Here is a 17,622-nt window from a genome sequence, read left to right on the forward strand (position 1 = left end):
GCAGCCAGCGCAAGGCAAAAACAAGCGAAAACGCGGAGTTTACGTGCTGTAAATGAGCAGTTTGAGCTTGTTTTTAACGCAGTGATGGCAACGCAGGTAGTTTTTAGAGGCGCCCTGCGACTCAGGCTTGCAGGCCGGCAGCTGTACGCGGCATAGGCACGAACCCCGGCAACGCTTCGATACGAGCCAACCAGGCGCGAATGTTCGGGTAGGGCTCCAGCGAGACGTTGCCCTCCGGCGCATGGGCGATGTAGGAGTAGTTGGCGACGTCGGCGATGCTCGGCTTGTCGCCAGTGAGGAACGGGGTTTCGCCCCAGCTCGCCTTCCATCACGGTGAACAACGCATGGGCGCGGTTGATCACTTCCTCGGTGTTGAAGGAGTAGCCGAATACGGTCACCAGACGAGCAGCGGCAGGACCGAAGGCCACCAGCCCGGCGGCCACGGACAACCAGCGCTGAACGCGGGCGGCAGCCGCCGGCTCCTGCGGCAGCCAGTCGTCGTTGCCGTAGCGCTTGGCCAGGTAGACGAGGATGGCATTGGAGTCGCTGACGATGGTGCCGCCGTCATCGATCACCGGCACCTGGCCGAAGGGGTTGAGGGCAAGGAACTCCGGCGTCTTGTGCGCGCCCTTGGCCAGGTCGACGAAGATCAGCTCGGTGGGCAATTGCAGCAGCGACAGCATCAGCTCGGCGCGGTGGGCGTGGCCGGAGCGCGGGAAGTTGTACAGTTTGATGGCGGTACGGGACATGGCGATGATTCCTTTGAGGTTGGCTTAGGACACCGCGAGACGGCTTGCCTTCGCGACGATGGGGCCATATTCGCCCCATCCAATCTCGATAAGAATCACCACACAGGACAATCCACTATTTCACTTTCTGCAATTCACTTCCCTCACACCTGAAACGCTGGATGAGCACGCAGGCGCGGCACGGCAAAATCGAGGAAGCTGCGCAAGCTGCGCCGCCCGCCCCGCCGCCCGCCGTCCTTCGCGGTAATACAGTTGTACCGGCACGGGCGCTGCGGCGAAGCTTTCCAGCACCACCTGCAACTGCCCACTCTGCAACTCCTGATAGGCCTCGTAGCTCAGGCAACGGGTCAGGCCAAAACCGGCGAGTGCCGCGCGGATCGCTGCCTGCGGCGTGCTGCAGGTCAGTCGCGGCGCGAGCCTCACCGCGCCGTCCGCAAAACGCCATTCCCCCACATGACCGGTCGAAGACCGGGCAATGGTGCGATGCACCTGCAGGGCCTGCGGGTTGGCGGGCCAGCCCCAGCGCTCCAGATAGGCCGGCGCCGCACACACCAGCGGCCGCGCCCATCCCAACGGCACGGCGAAACCGGACGAACTGGGCAGATGACCGACCACCACGGCCAGGTCGATGCCCTCCTCCAGCAACCTGGGTGGCTCTTCGCGCGCCACGGTAGCCAGGCTCACCTCGGGAAATTCCGCCAGGTAGTCGACAGCGATGGGGGTCAGTACCTGATGGGTCATCAACAGTGGCAGGGCCAGGGTCAGTTGTCCGGCAGGAGTGGTGTGCAGCCCCGTCACCGACTGCTCGGCCTCCTCCACCCGCTGCAGGATACGCTGGCAGCTCTCGGCGAACGCCGCACCTGCCGGGCTCAGGCTGACGCCACGCGGCCCGCGCAGCAGCAAGGTGCTGTCCAGGCGGCTCTCCAGCGCTGCCACGGTACGCATCACCGTCGCCTGCGACAGTTGCACGTGCCGGGCAGCGGCCGCCAGGCTGCCCGCCTGGGCCACGGCGAGGAATACCTGCATTTCACGATGATGGCTCATGCGGCAGGTGGAGCCCCGGCCGCGCGCAGGGCGGGTCGGCACGAAAACTGGCAGCACAGTGGTCGACGAAGGTACGCACCTTGGCCGACACCTGGCGACCGCCTTGGTGAATGATATGCACCGGCAAGGCAGGGGGTTCGAACGCTTCGAGCACCAGTTCGATCTCGCCACGCGCCACTGCATCGGCCACCTGATAGGACAGCACGCGGGTATAACCCCAGCCCAGGCGCGCCACGCTGATCGCTGCCTGGTTGGAACTGACGGTAAAGCGAGGCTGGGGCATGAAGCCGAACGGACCGTCCGCACCGATGAACTGCCAGTTCGACAGCAGGGTGCTGGCACTGGACATGACGATGGGCGCATCGCGCAGCTCATCCGGATGACGCGGCCGACCGACCCGATCGAGAAAGGCGGGCGAGGCGCACACCACCGGGCGGATCTGCCCGACCTGCAACGCCGGATGATCGCCCTCGGGCAGCGAGCCGATGCGCACGGCAACGTCGATGCCCTCCTCCATCATGTTCACCACCCGGTCGACCAGCAGCGCATTGACCTCCACGTCCGGGTGGGTGTCGAGATACTGGGCGATGCGCGGGATCAGGAACAATTCGCCGAACAATTCGCCGAACATCACCGGCGCGGTCACGGTCAGCCGCCCACGCGGGCGCACACTGCCACCGGCGGCCAGTTCCTCGGCCTCCTCCAGCTCCAGCAGAATGCGCCGGCAGTCCTCGACGTAACGCTGGCCAGCCTCGGTCAGGCGCAGGCTGCGCGTGCTGCGGGCCAGCAACAGCGTGCCGAGGCGCGCCTCCAGCGCCGCGACGGCGCGGGTCACGCTGGGCGGCGAAATGCCCAGCAGCTTGGCGCCCCCGGCGAAGCTCTCGGCCTCGGTCACCGCCAGCAACACCCTCATTTCCTGAAACCGATCCATCGTCACCGCCTGGTTTTCTATGGCTATGTCTGCGTTAAGTGTTTGGCGTTGGTACAAAAGCCCGTAGGGTGGGCCGGGCGGCGCTCCGCTTCAGCCCACCAACTGCGGTCAGCGTGGGCTAAAGCCCACCCTACAAGGCTCAGAGCCTTCCTAGAACCGCTTGGCAACAGCTAACGCAGACATAGCCTTTTCTATTGCATCGACACAGAGTAACCCAAGCAAGCGGCGCCAGGACTCAGCGCCGGCTCAAGGCCAGGCGCGCGGCGAAGAGGACGAAGATCAGCCCGGTGCTGCGATCCATCCACTTGATCACCACCTCGCGCCGCAACCAGTGACCGAGCGGCTGGGTGGCGCCGATCAGCAACAGCGCCCAGACCAGGCTGAGTGCCACGTGAATGCCCACCAGGCCGAACGTCCAGACAATCAGCGGCTGGCCCTGCGGGATGAACTGCGGCAGAAAAGACACGTAGAAAATCCCTACCTTGGGGTTGAGCACATTGCCCAGCAGGCCACGCAGGAACCAGTTGGCGCCAGTGGTATCACTCGCCTGGGCAGGCGCCAGCGAGGTACGCGGGCGCAGCAGCATGTTCAGCCCGAGCCAGGCCAGATACGCCGCACCGCAATACTTGAGGAGGTTGTAGCCGAATTCGGAAACCGCCAGCAGCGCGCCAAGGCCGAAGGCCACCACCGCCACGCCCCCAGGCAGCCGGCATTGATGCCCAGCGCGGCGCGAAACGCCTGCTGCCGGCCCTCGACCGCAGCGGTACGCAACACCAGCGCAGTGTCGATCCCCGGCGTCAGGGTCAGCAGCGTGGCGGCAAGAGTGAAAGCGATCAGGTTTTCGGCAAAGGGCATCGGCAGGCGCTCCGTCCGCAGGGCAGAGCGCGAGTATAAACAGCGCATCGCTTGGCCGTCGTGGGGGCCTGCAATCCCGTAGATACCGTCTTGCGCCTTACCGTGCAATTGCCAAAGCAAGATCGAAAGGTTTGCGCGATTTCAGTACGCCATAAGCGATGCACAGCAGCTTGCGCATCGCTGCGCAGACGGTTTGTTTACCCCTCTTGCCCCTGGCTCTCAGGCGCTCAGCCTGCGCTTTGATCGCTGGGTTATAAGTGAGCGCCACCACGGCAGGCAGGTACAACGCAGTCCGTAGTCTGGCCGAGCCCGTGCGAGAGATGCCGCTATGGCCTCGGGCGACACCAGACTCTTGTAACCGTGGATCTAAACCGGCAAATGCCGTGACGGCACGTGCATCGGTAAAGCGTTCGATATCACCGAGTTCAGCCATTATCAGAGCCGCGGTCTTCTCGGCGATACCATTGATGCTCACGAGCAAGTCGCGTTTACCACGCAAATCCGGGTCATCGTCGATATGTCGCTTGATCTGTTCTAGCGTCCAGGCGATCTGTTCATCGAGCCTTTGCAGAACCGCCTGAATCGAGCTTTGAACAGTGCTCGAGCTGACGTCGAGTCGATTGAGCTCCATCTGCCGCAGCGACTGCAGATCCTCCAGGCGCCGGGTCAAGGCACGCAGCTGACTGACGCACGGACACCGGCTCCGGGTACCAGCCACGCAAGTGCTCGACGTGTAGCTGGCCATAGGTGGCGATCAGCTTGGCGTCCAGTTTGTCCGTTTTACTGCGTTGCAGTTGGCTCTGGGCATAACGGGCGATCTGCGACGGGTTGAGCACCGCGATCCGATAACCCAGTTCATGGAAATGCTCAGCAAGCGCCTCGTGATAGATGCCCGTGGCCTCCATCACGATCCATGCGCCAGGCTCGGCATGTCGCTGCAGCCAGTCGGCGAAGACCGCAAAGCCTGCCTTGTCGTTGCTCAGTTTGCTTTTGGTTCGGTGCTTGCCGTTAGGTTGCAAGATCGCCAGATCGAAGGTGCGCTTGGCGATATCAACGCCCACTACCGCTGCCATAATGTCCTCCTCCACAGATTTGCACCGATCATCACGTCATCCTGTCCAACCTTGCTGATGCGAGCTCGAAGCTCTGGATACCGTTCGGACTTGGCGGATGAGTGCGGAGAAGCGCAGCGCAATCTACGAGGCAAGCTCAAGGCTTAAGGGTGGGTACGGCCTGCAGCTCCTCCCCCGATGATCAGTCGGGAACCATAACCTCGCAGGAGGCTATGGTCGAGATACAAGGGTGCGCCGCGCGCACCGCGGTTCGGTCATGCGATGCGTGTTGCCGGTGGTGCGCGCGGCGCACCCTAGGTTTAGCCGCGATACGCCTCGAACAACCCGCTAGCGCCCATGCCGCCGCCAACGCACATGGTGACGATGCCATAGCGCAGCTCGCGGCGCTGCAACTCGCGCACCAGATGGCCGACCTGGCGCGAACCGGTCATGCCGAAGGGATGGCCGATGGAGATGGAGCCGCCGTTGACGTTGTATTTCTCATTGTCGATTTCGAGCGTGTCGCGGCAGTACAGGCATTGCGAAGCAAACGCCTCGTTAAGCTCCCAAAGATCGATGTCAGCCACGCTCAGGCCCTTGGCCTTGAGCAGCTTGGGCACCGAGAACACCGGGCCGATGCCCATTTCATCCGGCTCGCAACCGGCCACGGTGAAGCCACGGAAGTAGGCCTTGGGCGTCAGGCCCAGCTCCAGCGCTTTTTCCAGGCTCATCACCAGGGTCATGGAGGCGCCATCGGACAGTTGCGAAGCGTTGCCGGCAGTCACGCTGCCAGCCGGGTCGAACGCCGGTTGCAGCTTGGCCAGGGATTCCAGGGTGGTGTCCGGGCGGTTGCAATCATCCGCCTCGACCACGCCATCGACGATCTTCTTCTCGCCGGTCGCTTTGTCTTCTACCTGATACTTCACCGACATCGGCACGATTTCGTCAGCGAACAGGCCTTCGGCCTGGGCCCGCGCGGTGCGCTGCTGGCTTTGCAGGGCATAGGCATCCTGGGCTTCGCGGGTGATGCCGTAGCGGTTGGCGACGATCTCGGCAGTCTTGCCCATGGGGTAGTAGATGCCGGGGTTTTCCTTTTGCAGCAGCGGGTTGAACAGGTTGTCCATGTTCATGCTTTTCAGGGTCATGGTGATGGACTCGACGCCGCCGGCGACGATGATGTCGCTGCAACCGGACGCCACCTGGTTGGCGGCGATGGCGATGGCCTGCAGGCCCGAGGAGCAGAAGCGGTTGAGGGTCATGCCCGCCACCGGGTTGCCCAGGCGCGAGAGCACCGCGACGTTGCGGCCGATGTTCATGCCCTGCGCACCCTCGTTGGAGCCGGCGCCGACGATGCAGTCATCGACCAGCTTCGGGTCGATGCCGTTGCGCACCAGCAGCGCATCGACGCAGTGAGCGGCCATGTCGTCCGGCCGGGTCATATTGAACTTGCCGCGGAAAGACTTGGCCAGGCCAGTCCGGACGCTATCGACGATCACCACTTCACGCATGACGCACCTCGTTGTTATTGGATGGCGAATGGCGTGAAGATAAATCCAGCCGATCCCCGGGCGCGACCATCATTGATCTGGCGTATACGGGACGATGCCGGGGCGTAGCCCGGATGCAATCCGGGGCTTTGGGATCGACCCAAAAGCATCGCGGCTAAAGCCGCTCCTACGGACGGATGGACATCTTCTGTAGGAGCGGCTTCAGCCGCGATCAAAGCAGAACCCGTTGTAACCTGTGAGAGCGGCTGAACGGCATTCCGCTTTAGCCGCGACAGGCTTCAATCCCTGGCGAACGCCGCCTCGATGGCCTCGTTGATGGTGCGCAGCACCTTGACCCGGGCGAAGCGCTTGTCATTGGCCTCGATCAGCGTCCAGGGCGCGATCTCGGTGCTGGTGCGGTCGACCATGTCCCCCACCGCATCGGCGTAGTCGTCCCACTTGTCGCGATTGCGCCAGTCCTCCTCGGTGATCTTGAAGCGCTTGAACGGGATCTGCTCACGCTCCTTGAAACGCTCCAGCTGCGTCTGCTGATCGATGGCCAGCCAGAACTTCACCAGGATCACCCCGGCATTGGTCAGTTGCTCCTCGAAATCATTGATCTCGCCATAGGCACGCAGCCAGTCGGCCTGACTGCAGAAGCCCTCGACCCGCTCCACCAGCACACGGCCATACCAGCTGCGGTCGAAGATGGTGAAATGCCCGCGCGCCGGGATGTGCCGCCAGAAGCGCCATAGATAGGGCTGGGCGCGTTCTTCCTCGGTCGGCGCAGCCACCGGCACGATGCGGTACTGGCGCGGATCGAGGGCTCCGGTGACGCGGCGGATCGCGCCGCCCTTACCGGCAGCATCGTTGCCTTCGAACGCCGCGATCAGGGCGTGCTTGCGCATGCGCTTGTCACGCATCAGGCCGGACAGGCGCGCCTGCTCGGTAGCCAGTTGCTCCTTGTAGTCGTCCTTGCCCAGTGCCTGAGTCATGTCCAGGCTGGCCAACAGGCCGCGATTATCCAGGCTCGACACCAACGGCGCAGCATGCGGGCGCAGGGCTTCACGGGCCTTGTTGGCCAATGCAGCCTGCAGACCTTCGAGCAAAATGCGCCCGACGGTGAGGCTGCGGTAGTAATGATCGACGCCCTCGACCACGTACCAGGGCGCATAGTCGCGGCTGGTGCGGCGCAGCACGCGCTCGCCGTAGCGCACGAACTTGTCGTAGGTCTTCGATTGTTGCCAGTCCAGCGGGCTGATGCGCCAGCTGTGCAGTGGGTCGTCCTTGAGCGCTTCGAGGCGTGCCTTCATCTGCTTCTTGGACAGGTGGAACCAGAACTTGAAGATCAGCGCACCCTCGTCGCAGAGCATGCGCTCCAGGCGCTCGGCGCCGTCGATGGCCTGGTCGAGCACCGCGTCCTTGAAGTGTCCGTGCACACGCCCCTGCAGCATCTGGCTGTACCAGTTGCCGAAGAAGATGCCCATACGCCCTTTCGGCGGCAACTGTCGCCAATAGCGCCAGGCCGGTGGCCGCGCCAGTTCTTCATCGGTCTGGATGTCGAAGGTGCTGACCTGGATCAGCCGCGGATCCATCCACTCGTTGAGCAGCTTCACCGTCTCGCCCTTGCCGGCGCCTTCGACGCCGTTGATCAGCACGATCACCGGGAAGCGCGCCTGCTGCTTGAGCTCGAACTGCGCCTCCAGCAACGCCTCGCGCAACGCCGGCTCTTCGGCCTCGAACGTGGCCTTGTCGATACTGCGGCCGATTTCGGCGGATTCGAACATGCAATGACCTCCCTGGAATGATCATCAGAGCCTAACGGATAGAACGCGACTTTGCCTGACAGCGGCTCGACACGGATTGACCTGCGCCGGGAAAAGCACGTGCGCAGCGGTTAGAATCGCCGCCTGTTTTATCGGGAGCCATCATGTCCGACGTCCATAATGCCCAGCTCGACTGGGATGAACACGGCCAGCCGCTGTCGCGCAGCTACGGCGACGTGTACTTCTCCCGCGCCAACGGCCTGGAGGAAACCCGTCACGTCTTCCTCGCCCACAACCGCATCATCGAGCGCTGCCAGGCTCTGCCGGCAGGCGGACGACTGGTGATCGGCGAAACCGGCTTCGGCACCGGGCTCAACTTCCTCTGCGCCTGGCAGGCCTTCGCCGAGCACGCCCCGCATAATGCGCGACTGCATTTCGTCAGCGTGGAGAAATTCCCGCTGACCCAAGCAGATTTGCAGCGCGCCCTGGCCCTGTGGCCGGAGCTGACGCCCTACGCCGAGCAACTGCTGGCGCAGTACCGCGCTATGCATCCCGGTTTCCAGCGTCTGCTGCTCGACGGCGGACGCGTGGTGCTGACGCTGATGATCGGTGATGTGCTCGAGTGCCTGCCGCAGCTGGACGCCAAGGTCGATGCCTGGTTCCTCGATGGCTTCGCCCCGTCGAAGAACCCGGAGATGTGGACGGACACCCTGTTCGCCGAACTGGCGCGGCTGTCGGCGCCCGGCGCCACCCTGGCCACCTTCACCAGTGCCGGTTTCGTCCGGCGCGGGCTGATCGCGGCGGGCTTCGCCGTGGTGCGGGTCAAGGGCTTCGGCCACAAACGCGAGATGCTTGCCGGCCCGTTCCAGGCGCAGCAGATGCAGCGCCCGGCCCCCTGGTTCGCCCGCCCGGTATTGCCGACAGGCGAACGCCAGGCCGTGGTGATCGGCGCCGGCCTGGCGGGTTGCGCTACCGCCGCCAGCCTCGCCGCACGCGGCTGGCGCGTGACCCTGCTGGAACGCCATGACGATGTCGCCCGCGAGGCATCGGGCAACCCCCAGGGCGTGCTCTATCTGAAACTCTCAGCCCACGGCACCACGCTGTCGCGGCTGATCGTCGCCGGTTTCGGCCATACCAGCCGCCTGCTCGAACGCCTGCAACGTGGCACAGACTGGGATGCCTGTGGCGTGCTGCAACTGGCCTTCGATGCCAAGGAAGCCGAGCGCCAAGCCAAACTGGCCGCAGCCTTCCCTGACGACCTGTTGCATACGTTGACCCAGACAGAAGCTGAGGAGCACGCCGGTATCGGCCTGCCAGCCGGCGGCCTGTTCTACCCGGATGCCGGCTGGGTGCACCCGCCAGCGCTGTGCCGGCAACTGGTGCAGCACCCGCTGATTGAACTGCGCCCCTATCAGGAGGCGCTGAGCCTGAGTCGGCAGGATGATCGCTGGTGCGTCGAGGGACAGAACGGCGTGCTAGCTGAAGCGCCCGTGCTGGTGCTGGCTTGTGCTGCCGAAATCTCCCGCCTGCTGCCGGAGGCGAATCTGCCGCTCAAGCGCATTCGCGGGCAGATCAGCCGCTTACCTGCCAGCGAAGCCAGCCGCGAGCTGCGCACGGTGGTCTGCGCCGAAGGTTACGTTGCACCACCGCGCGGCGGCGAACATACCCTCGGCGCCAGCTTCGACTTCCATAGCGATGATTTGGCGCCCAGCGTTGCCGAACACGCCAGCAACCTCGAACTGCTGCGGGAGATCTCCACGGATCTCGCCGAGCGCCTGGATGTGCAGGCGCTCGATCCTGCCACTCTGCAAGGCCGCGCCGCCTTTCGCTGCACCAGCCCGGACTACCTGCCATTGGTAGGCCCGTTGGCCGAGCAACAGGCGTTCAACGAGACCTATGCCGTGCTGGCCAAGGACGCTCGCCAGGTGCCGGAAACACCCTGTCCCTGGCTGCCGGGCCTGTACATCAACAGCGGCCATGGCTCACGCGGTTTGATCACGGCGCCGCTGTCGGGCGAGCTGATCGCCGCCTGGCTGGATGACGAACCGCTGCCGGTACCGCGCGACGTGGCCGAGGCCAGCCACCCCAATCGTTTCATGCTGCGCACGTTGATTCGCGGGAGCTGATAGACGGTGCGCACAGCGCACCCTACCGGGTAGACCGCGCTTAGGCTCTGGCCTCGGTCAGCACCGGCTTCGGTTTGCGAAATACCAGCACGTTACCCAACATCACCAAGCCCAGGCCGAGCAGCGCCGGGGCCGTCCATTGGTAACCCTCCAGGAACACCGAAATATTCAGCGCCACCACCGGGAACAGCACCGTGCAGTAGGCCGCGCGCTCCGGCCCCATGCGCCCGACCAGGGTCAGGTAGGCAGTGAAGCCGATCACCGAGCCGGGAATCGCCAGGTACAGCAGCGAGCCGATGTAGCGCGCGTTCCACTCGAAGGTGAACGGCGTGCCGCTGGCCAGACAGATCAGCACCAGCATCAACGCGCCATAGAGCATGCCCCAGGCGTTGGTCGTCAGCGGCTTGAGCCCAGCCTTCTGCTGCAGACTGGAGAGCATATTGCCGGCAGAGAAGAATAGTGTGCCGAGCAGCGCCAGGCCGATGCCCAGTAAACTCTCGTGACTGGCCTCATGCCCGACCAGTTCCGGCCAGAACAACAGCCCAAGCCCGACCAGCCCCAGCGCACCACCGAGCAAGACGTTGGCGGCGATGCGCTGCTTGAAGAACAGCCGCGCATTGATCGCGTTCCACAGGGTGGCAGTGGAGAAGATCACCGCGATCAGCCCGCTGGGTATCCACTGGCTGGCGGTGTAGAAGCACAGGAAGTTGAGGCAGAACAGGCACAGGCCCTGCACCAGGCAAATGCCCTGGCCCCGGCGATCCAGCGGTTGCAGGCGGCCACTGAGCCAAAGCATGGCGAACAGCACCAGCGATGCCAATGCGAAGCGATAGGCGATGGAGGCCGCCACGGCCACCTCGCCCATCTGGAATTTGATGGCGATCCAGGTCGTGCCCCAGATCAATACGGTCAGTAGGTAAAGCGACAGGTTCATCGAGTATCTCCCAAGACTGAGCACAGTCTGGAAGCGATACGCCCTGGGCGCTTGCACAAAGTTGCGCATTTATCGCTGCGCCATCACTGCCTGCCATCGCGCTGCAGGCTTTATCATGCGGGTTTAACCAGTCAGGTCATTCTCACCGCATGCTTTCCGCCGTCGCGCGCTACAAACAACTGTTGTCCAGCGCCCTCGCCCGCTACTTCCCCCGCACCACCGCCTACCTGCGCGCCGAGCGCGAAGCTGCGCAGCCGCGCAAGCCCGTGCGTAAGCAGAGCAAGAAGAAATCCACCGGCGACAAGAAAACCGGCAGCCGCAAGGCCGCCAGCGGCAAGCCTGGCCCTGCCGGCATTTATCCCGCCGCCCGACTGAAGATCGAGGACACCCAGGTGCAGGCCATGCGCGAGCGCGTGGCCCAGGCAGTGAACGCAGGTCTGATCGGCGCACCGTCGGACGAGCAGTGGACGATGATCCTCTGTCGCGCCCCGCTGGCACGCATCTTCGCGGGTGCCGGCTCGGGCAAGTCGAGCACTCTGGTGCTGCGCGTGGTGTTCCTGCTCTGCCACCTGGAGGTCGACCCGAAACGCCTGACGGTGATCTCCTTCACCAACGCCTCCTGCCACGAGCTGCGCGAGCGTCTGCAACGCCTGCTGAGCTTCTGGCAATACCCGCACGACGCGCGCCAGTGCGTACGCACCTTCCACGCCGCCATGGCGACGCTGGCCAAGGAGCACCTGGGCAACCCGCGCTGGTTCGAGCAACTGGACGACCCCAGCGACGAACCGGACAACCCGCTCACCGGCGGGCGCCTGCGTCCCGCGCAGCAACGCCTGCTCAAGCAGGCCTACCAGAATGCCTACGCAGAGGACGCGCGCTTTCGCGCCCTGACCCACCGCCTGCTCAAATTACCAGCCCCGGAGGAGCCACCAAAGGGCAAGGCCAAGGCGCCGCTGGATGCCTGCAAGTTGCCTGGCGAATTCGCCGCCCTGCCACTGTTCGAGCTGCTGCACGGGCAGATCGACTTCGCCGAGAGCCTGGGGATTCGTCTCGACCGCCTGGACGTGAAAGCCCTAGTCTGTTCCACGCGCGAACGGGATTTCATCGAGGCCATACAGCGCTTCCACCAGCACTTCAGCGCCCTGCTGCAGAGCCAGGGCTTGATCAGCTTCAACGGCGCCTTCGCTCAACTGAGCGAGCGCCTGCAAAGCGCCGACAATGGAAAACCCGGCCCCGCCCTCCTCGCCCTGAGCCACTTGCTGATCGACGAATTCCAGGACATCTCGCCACAGATCGTGCTGTGGCTGCAGGCTGTGCACCGTCGCCTGCACGCTGCGGGCGAGCGCATCGGCCTGATGGCCATCGGCGACGACTGGCAATCGATCTACGGCTGGCGCGGCAGCTCGCCAGAACTGTTCATCGACTTCGACCGCCACTTCCCCTGCCGGGGACGCAGCAAGAGCACTACCCTGCTACTGGGCACCAACTACCGCAGCATCGAGCCGGTGATCCGCGATGGCGAGAAGGTACTGGCCGAGGTGCACAGCAAGCAGGCCAAGAGCAGCGTCGCGGCCAGGGCAATGCAGCCGGGCGATCATGGCGTGAAACTGATTCAGCGCTTCGACCTGGCCAGCGGCCTGCCGACACTGCTCAAGGAAATCAACGCGCAGTGCCAGCACGTCAGCCAGCGCTCCAACGCGGATCGCACCGCCGTGCTGCTGCTCAGCCGGCGCAACGAGCCACTGCAGCAGGTGCGCGCGCAACTGGACAAGACACTGCCGGTCAAGGCGCTGACTATTCACCGCGCCAAGGGCCTACAGGCCGAAGTGGCGATCATCCTCGACGACTGCCTGCCCGTGGACAAACACCCGCTGCGCAATGCGTTGTACACCCAGTGCGGTTTCTTCACCGGCAGCTACGACCAGGCCATGCAGGACGAAGCCCGGCGTCTGGCCTACGTGGCCATCACCCGCGGTGTCAGCCGGGTACTGTGGTACACACGCAAGGCCCAGGGCGCCACGCAATGCTTGGCAGCGAGCCGGCCAATCGCGCAAGCTTCAGGCTGATCGGCACTTCAGGCGCTCCCATGGACAAACTGCTGGCTTTGCGCACCTTCGTCGCCACCGTTCGCTGCGGCGGTTTTTCCGCTGCGGCACGACAACTGGGACTGGCCACCTCGTCGGTGACCCGTGCGGTCAATGCCCTGGAGCAGGAACTGGGCTGCGTGTTGCTCAACCGCAACACGCGGCAAATCAGCGTCAGCGAGGCCGGACGCGAGTATTTCGAACGCGCCCTGGCCATCCTCGACGCTCTCGACGAAGCCGACGCTGCAGTGGTCGACAATGGTGAAGAGGTGCGTGGCAGGCTGGCAGTGAGCGTACCGGTGGAGTTCGCCCGGCGCATCATCGCTCCGCGCCTGGGCGAACTGCTGGAGCGCCACCCTCACCTGGAGCTGACGCTGCGCGTGACCGACGAGGTGGTTGACCTGCTCAGCGAACGGGTCGACCTGGCGCTGCGCCTGGGCTCCGCCATCGTCAGCGACGACGTGGTCAGCCAGCGCGTTGGCAGTTTCAGGCGCTGGCTGGTAGCAAGCCCGCAGTACCTGGCGCACACCTCGCCCATTCCCCATCCAGATGCCCTCCAGACGCACGCCTGCCTGCAGTACGACTATGGCAGCCCTGCGCACTACTGGCGTTTCGAGCAACAGGGCACGACGCTGCAGGTGCCGATCACCGGACGCCTGCGCAGCAACAACGCCGATATTCTGCGTCAGGCCGCCCTGGCCGGCCAGGGTGTGGCACTGCTGTCGGACTGGCTGGTACGCGATGATGTGGACAGTGGCAGGCTGCAGCGCCTGCTTCCCGATTACGAAGTCGCCCCAGGCCCGCACGAAGGCACCATCCACCTGCTGTACCTGCCGAACCATCGGGGTTCGAGGCGCATCGCCGCGTTCAGTGAATTCCTTCAGGCGCTGCTGCGGAGCTGAGCGCCTTTGCACAGCGCGCAATGCAGTGTTGCCGGCTCAGCGGATTCTCCGCCAGGCGTTACCTGCCTAACCTTGCGCCTGTCGCTTCCTCTCATCGAGATCCCATCATGACTAGCCAGACCTCCTCATTCACGAGCGAGTCGCCAGCCCTGCCGCAGGCACTGGTGCTGCTGTTCGCCCTGTGCTGCGGCGCGATCGTCGCCAACCTCTACTACGCCCAGCCGATCATTGAACTGATCGCTCCGGACGTCGGCCTCAGCGCCGAACGCGCCAGCCTGATCGTTTCGCTGACGCAGATCGGCTACGCGCTCGGCCTGTTGTTCCTGGTGCCCCTGGCCGACCTGCTGGAAAACCGCCGGCTGATGCTGATCACCACCGCCGCCGCCCTGCTCTGCCTGCTGGCCGCCGCCTTCGCCAATCAGCCGGATCTGTTCCTCGGCCTGGCGCTACTGATCGGGCTCAGTTCGGTCTCGGTGCAGATGCTGATTCCTCTGGCCGCCAACCTGGCGCCGGAAGCCAGCCGTGGTCGTGTGGTGGGCAATATCATGAGCGGTCTGCTGCTGGGCATCCTGCTCGCGCGGCCGCTGGCCAGTGTGGTAGCCGGCGAATTCGGCTGGCGCGCGGTCTACCTGATGGCAGCGACTCTGATGCTGGTGATCACCCTGGTGATCGCCATCACCATCCCGCGCCACGCCCCCAGCCACCGCGCCAGCTACGGGCAACTGCTGGCTTCGCTCATCCACCTGCTGCGCCGCTACCCGACACTGCGCCGTCGTGCGCTCTATCAGGGCCTGATGTTCGCCAGCTTCAGCCTGTTCTGGACGGTAGCGCCGCTGGAACTGGCCCGTAACCTGGGCCTTAGCCAACAAGACATCGCCCTGTTCGCCCTTGCTGGCGCCATCGGCGCGGTCGCGGCGCCCATCGCCGGGCGCTTGGCCGATGCCGGCCATACCTGGCGCGCCAGCCTGGTGGCGCTGATCCTGGCGCCGTTGGCTTTTGCGCCCAATCTGCTGGACGCCGGGCTGGGCTGGATCGGCCTGATCGCCACCGCCATCGTGCTGGATTTCGCGGTGCAGATGAGCATGGTGCTGGGCCAGCGCAGCATCTATGCCCTGGAGCCGCAGAGCCGAGCGCGGCTCAATGCGCTGTACATGACCAGCATTTTCGTCGGCGGCGCCATCGGCTCGGCGCTGGCCAGTCCGGTTTACGAGCGCTTTGGTTGGTCAGGAACGGCAATGCTGGCGGCGGGGCTGCCACTGCTGGCGCTGCTGGTATTCATTGGCAAGGAGAAGTGAGGAGCAGCGCGATACAAAAATCGCAAGCGACGGCCCGATGGTTTGCCGCCAGGGCCGTTTTTTGCTCCTGCAAAACCGGCATTTCCGCCATCCCTGGCGGTCAGAGCGCAGGCAACAAAAAACCCGCCGAAGCGGGTTTCTTCCCAACCATCCGACATCCTGTCGGTGGCCAATCCTGGCCTGGTCATCTTCCTTGATCCTAAGCGATCCGTCGCTGCAGGGGATGCGTGTAGATTAATGATCGGGCCTCAGCAGCAATAGCAGCGGTTAGCGCCAGAACGTGTAAGACATTTGCCATAGCGTTACTGATTGACGATCCCACCGGGCACCTTATGCTCACTGAAACAAGGAGTCGTCATGCATTCAGTCCCTGAAGCTCTCCGTGCAATCCCGGATAATCGCTACGCCGAACAGTTACGCCGCGGTTTTCGTTTCTTGCGTTTCAGCCAGCTGCTGGAACAGGAATATCACCAGTACATCAGCAAGGTTCAGGCGCGCTATCAGAAAATCGCCGTGCTCCTGGGCCTCGGTATATGGATGATTTTCACCCTTGTCGATGTGCTGCGTCTGGATCTGTGGCAACGCTTCCCCGACTATCCAGCAGCGCTCTGGGGCCTGCTACTGGTACGCGGCTCGATCATCGTCATGCTCGGACTGCTCACCCTGCTACTGCTCACCGGCAGCCGTAAGCAGCACGGCCCGCGGGTAGTCACCGTCACCCTGCTGAGCCTGGTGCTGGGCACGACGCTGACGATCATTTTCTACCAGAACCTGAGCGTCCCCATCTCCAACAGCGTGCTGTTACTGATGGCCCTCACCCTGTTCTTCCCTCTCGGTCTGTCATTTCGCGGCAATCTGCTACTGGCAGCAGCCAGCCTGCCACTGGTCGTGATGCCTGGGCTGTTGCTGTTATCGGAGACACAACAGGTCGATCACCTGCGCCTGTGCTTCATCTTCAGCTTGGCACTGCTGATCTGTGCGATGGGTGCCTACGTCAGAGATCACACCCAGCGCGAGCAATTCCTGCTGCTGCAACTGCTGGAATGGCAAGCCAACCACGATCCGCTGACTGCCCTGCACAACCGCCGCAGCTTCACTCAACATCTGGATCTCGTCCTGCGCCAGGGTAATCGCGAGTCGGCCAAGGTGGCGCTACTGATGCTCGACATCGACCATTTCAAACGTTTCAACGATCACTACGGACATCAAGCCGGCGACGATGCGCTGCTTCAGGTCGGTCGACTGCTGCAGAGTTTCGCTCGTCGCCCCATGGACATGGCTGTGCGCCTGGGCGGAGAAGAGTTCGCCCTGCTGCTATACGACTGCAATACCGAACAACTGCAAGCACTAGGAGAAGCGCTGCGAAACGAGTTGGCGACACTGAACATCGCTCACACCACCTCACCAACGGCCAATCACCTCACCGTCAGCATGGGCGCACGTCTGGCAATGGACGGCGAAAACAGCGAAGAGTTATATCGCCGAGCAGACAGCTTGCTTTATCAGGCTAAACAGGCCGGCCGAAATCGCCTGGTACTGGGCTGAGCCCTTGCAGGCACAAACAACCGTCGGGAACGATTTTAGCGTCACTTACTACGCCCGAAGGGTTGCTACCAAGGCGACAGACAGCAAAAAACCCGCCGAAGCGGGTTTCTTCCCAACCATCCGACATCCTGTCGGTGGCCAATCCTGGCCTGGTCATCTTCCTTGATCCTCAGCGATCCATCGCTGCAGGGGATGTGTGTAGATTAATGATCGAGCAGGTATGGCAACAGTGGCGCTTACCGTCATCGCGTGTAAGACATTCGCCATAGCTGGCCAGGTCAACGACCGATCATGCGTGCCAGCACGTCCTCACCGCCCTGACGGCGATGAACGAAAGCCATGGCCGCGTGACCAATCACCATGAACAACAGCAGCCAGCCAAGATTGCCGTGCAGCAGGCTGGCTGGGGCGATCATCCACTCGATCTTGCCATCGCTGAAACCCGGCATGATGGTCGTACCGAAGGCAACGAACTCGCGACCCGAGCCGTACTGGCGTAGCAGAGCGATAAAGGGAATCACGAACAACAGGCCGTACAACGCCAGATGGCCGAAGCGTGCCAGCGTGCTGACGGGCGCAGGCCGCCGGCTACTGCTGTACAGCGCCCAGAGCAGGCGAATCACCACCAGCACCATCAGCAACAGGCCCGTAGCCTTGTGCGTACCCCAGGCGAATTTGTCCAGGCCACTGTCCTCTACCAGGACGTGCGCAAGGACGGTCACGAATTGCCAGCCTAGCAAAACGGCCATCCCCCAGTGCAACAGGCGTGTAATGGCGCCATAGCGCTGCGCGGAATCATGTAGGTTCGACATCACGGTTCCTCTCCAATGTCATGAATGAAATCTAGGCGGC

The 17,622-nt window shown here is 63.6% G+C and carries 11 protein-coding genes and 4 pseudogenes; 5 read left to right on the forward strand and 10 right to left on the reverse strand.

Annotated features, from left to right (window positions below; genetic code table 11):
- Positions 1-121: 121 nt before the first annotated feature.
- The 8 genes and pseudogenes from HS968_RS18255 to pap form a co-directional block, all read right to left on the reverse strand.
- Positions 122-749, reverse strand: a pseudogene (locus tag HS968_RS18255) (glutathione S-transferase family protein).
- 143 nt (positions 750-892) lie between these two features.
- Positions 893-1,793, reverse strand: a pseudogene (locus HS968_RS18260) (LysR family transcriptional regulator).
- A pseudogene (locus HS968_RS18265) lies at positions 1,790-2,724 on the reverse strand (LysR family transcriptional regulator). The pseudogenes HS968_RS18260 and HS968_RS18265 overlap by 4 nt, the downstream one beginning before the upstream one ends.
- 235 nt (positions 2,725-2,959) lie before the next feature.
- Positions 2,960-3,579 (reverse strand): annotated as a pseudogene (locus HS968_RS18270) (LysE family translocator).
- Positions 3,580-3,676: 97 nt separating this feature from the next.
- On the reverse strand, positions 3,677-4,249 hold the full coding sequence (locus HS968_RS26410) for a transposase (RefSeq protein ID WP_238338857.1): 573 nt from the start codon (positions 4,247-4,249) through the stop codon (positions 3,677-3,679).
- Complete coding sequence (locus HS968_RS26415; RefSeq protein ID WP_238338858.1) at positions 4,134-4,652, reverse strand: IS110 family transposase; 519 nt, start codon at positions 4,650-4,652, stop codon at positions 4,134-4,136. Before HS968_RS26415 ends, HS968_RS26410 begins: the two co-directional genes overlap by 116 nt.
- Positions 4,653-4,951: 299 nt before the next feature.
- Complete coding sequence (locus tag HS968_RS18280) at positions 4,952-6,139, reverse strand: thiolase family protein (RefSeq protein WP_182367939.1); 1,188 nt, start codon at positions 6,137-6,139, stop codon at positions 4,952-4,954.
- 278 nt (positions 6,140-6,417) lie between these two features.
- Positions 6,418-7,905 carry a polyphosphate:AMP phosphotransferase gene (gene pap, locus HS968_RS18285; protein WP_182367942.1) on the reverse strand — a complete coding sequence of 496 codons (1,488 nt, stop codon included), beginning with the start codon at positions 7,903-7,905 and terminating at the stop codon, positions 6,418-6,420.
- Positions 7,906-8,048: 143 nt separating this feature from the next.
- Here pap and mnmC point away from each other — a divergent pair, with 143 nt between their 5' ends.
- Positions 8,049-10,010 (forward strand): bifunctional tRNA (5-methylaminomethyl-2-thiouridine)(34)-methyltransferase MnmD/FAD-dependent 5-carboxymethylaminomethyl-2-thiouridine(34) oxidoreductase MnmC, encoded by a 1,962-nt coding sequence (gene mnmC / locus HS968_RS18290; protein ID WP_182367945.1) that lies wholly within the window; start codon positions 8,049-8,051, stop codon positions 10,008-10,010.
- Positions 10,011-10,050: 40 nt separating this feature from the next.
- On the opposite strand, the gene HS968_RS18295 is transcribed toward mnmC, so the two are convergent.
- The gene (locus HS968_RS18295) at positions 10,051-10,944 is read right to left on the reverse strand and encodes a DMT family transporter (RefSeq protein ID WP_182367948.1); all 894 of its coding nucleotides are present in this window, start codon (positions 10,942-10,944) and stop codon (positions 10,051-10,053) included.
- Between the two features lie 149 nt (positions 10,945-11,093).
- Between HS968_RS18295 and HS968_RS18300 the strand changes: the two genes are divergently transcribed.
- The 4 genes from HS968_RS18300 to HS968_RS18315 all read left to right on the forward strand — a co-directional run bounded on the left by HS968_RS18300 (position 11,094) and on the right by HS968_RS18315 (position 16,770).
- Positions 11,094-13,010: a DEAD/DEAH box helicase gene (locus HS968_RS18300; RefSeq protein ID WP_182367950.1), complete on the forward strand. Its 1,917-nt coding sequence runs from the start codon at positions 11,094-11,096 to the stop codon at positions 13,008-13,010.
- A 20-nt stretch (positions 13,011-13,030) separates the two neighbouring features.
- Entirely contained in the window at positions 13,031-13,930 is a 900-nt protein-coding gene (locus HS968_RS18305; RefSeq protein ID WP_182367952.1) for a LysR family transcriptional regulator, read from the forward strand.
- Between the two features lie 107 nt (positions 13,931-14,037).
- Positions 14,038-15,225, forward strand: coding sequence for an MFS transporter (locus HS968_RS18310; RefSeq protein ID WP_182367955.1), 1,188 nt, complete (start codon positions 14,038-14,040; stop codon positions 15,223-15,225).
- 357 nt (positions 15,226-15,582) lie between these two features.
- The gene (locus HS968_RS18315; protein ID WP_182367958.1) at positions 15,583-16,770 is read left to right on the forward strand and encodes a GGDEF domain-containing protein; all 1,188 of its coding nucleotides are present in this window, start codon (positions 15,583-15,585) and stop codon (positions 16,768-16,770) included.
- A gap of 278 nt (positions 16,771-17,048) precedes the next feature.
- Here HS968_RS18315 and HS968_RS18320 read toward each other — a convergent pair whose 3' ends face one another.
- A complete protein-coding gene (locus HS968_RS18320; RefSeq protein ID WP_182367961.1) occupies positions 17,049-17,582 on the reverse strand; it encodes a cytochrome b in 534 nt (177 codons plus the stop codon).
- Positions 17,583-17,622: the final 40 nt, after the last annotated feature.

The sequence above is a fragment of the Pseudomonas berkeleyensis genome, assembly GCF_014109765.1.
Lineage (GTDB): Bacteria > Pseudomonadota > Gammaproteobacteria > Pseudomonadales > Pseudomonadaceae > Aquipseudomonas > Aquipseudomonas berkeleyensis.

Coding starts and splice junctions, on each gene's coding strand:
- HS968_RS26415 (WP_238338858.1), bottom strand. CDS start 4,652: ATGGCAGCGGTAGTGGGCGTTGATATCGCCAAGCGCACCTTCGATCTG.
- HS968_RS18280 (WP_182367939.1), bottom strand. CDS start 6,139: ATGCGTGAAGTGGTGATCGTCGATAGCGTCCGGACTGGCCTGGCCAAG.
- pap (WP_182367942.1), bottom strand. CDS start 7,905: ATGTTCGAATCCGCCGAAATCGGCCGCAGTATCGACAAGGCCACGTTC.
- mnmC (WP_182367945.1), top strand. CDS start 8,049: ATGTCCGACGTCCATAATGCCCAGCTCGACTGGGATGAACACGGCCAG.
- HS968_RS18295 (WP_182367948.1), bottom strand. CDS start 10,944: ATGAACCTGTCGCTTTACCTACTGACCGTATTGATCTGGGGCACGACC.
- HS968_RS18300 (WP_182367950.1), top strand. CDS start 11,094: ATGCTTTCCGCCGTCGCGCGCTACAAACAACTGTTGTCCAGCGCCCTC.
- HS968_RS18305 (WP_182367952.1), top strand. CDS start 13,031: ATGGACAAACTGCTGGCTTTGCGCACCTTCGTCGCCACCGTTCGCTGC.
- HS968_RS18310 (WP_182367955.1), top strand. CDS start 14,038: ATGACTAGCCAGACCTCCTCATTCACGAGCGAGTCGCCAGCCCTGCCG.
- HS968_RS18315 (WP_182367958.1), top strand. CDS start 15,583: ATGCATTCAGTCCCTGAAGCTCTCCGTGCAATCCCGGATAATCGCTAC.
- HS968_RS18320 (WP_182367961.1), bottom strand. CDS start 17,582: ATGTCGAACCTACATGATTCCGCGCAGCGCTATGGCGCCATTACACGC.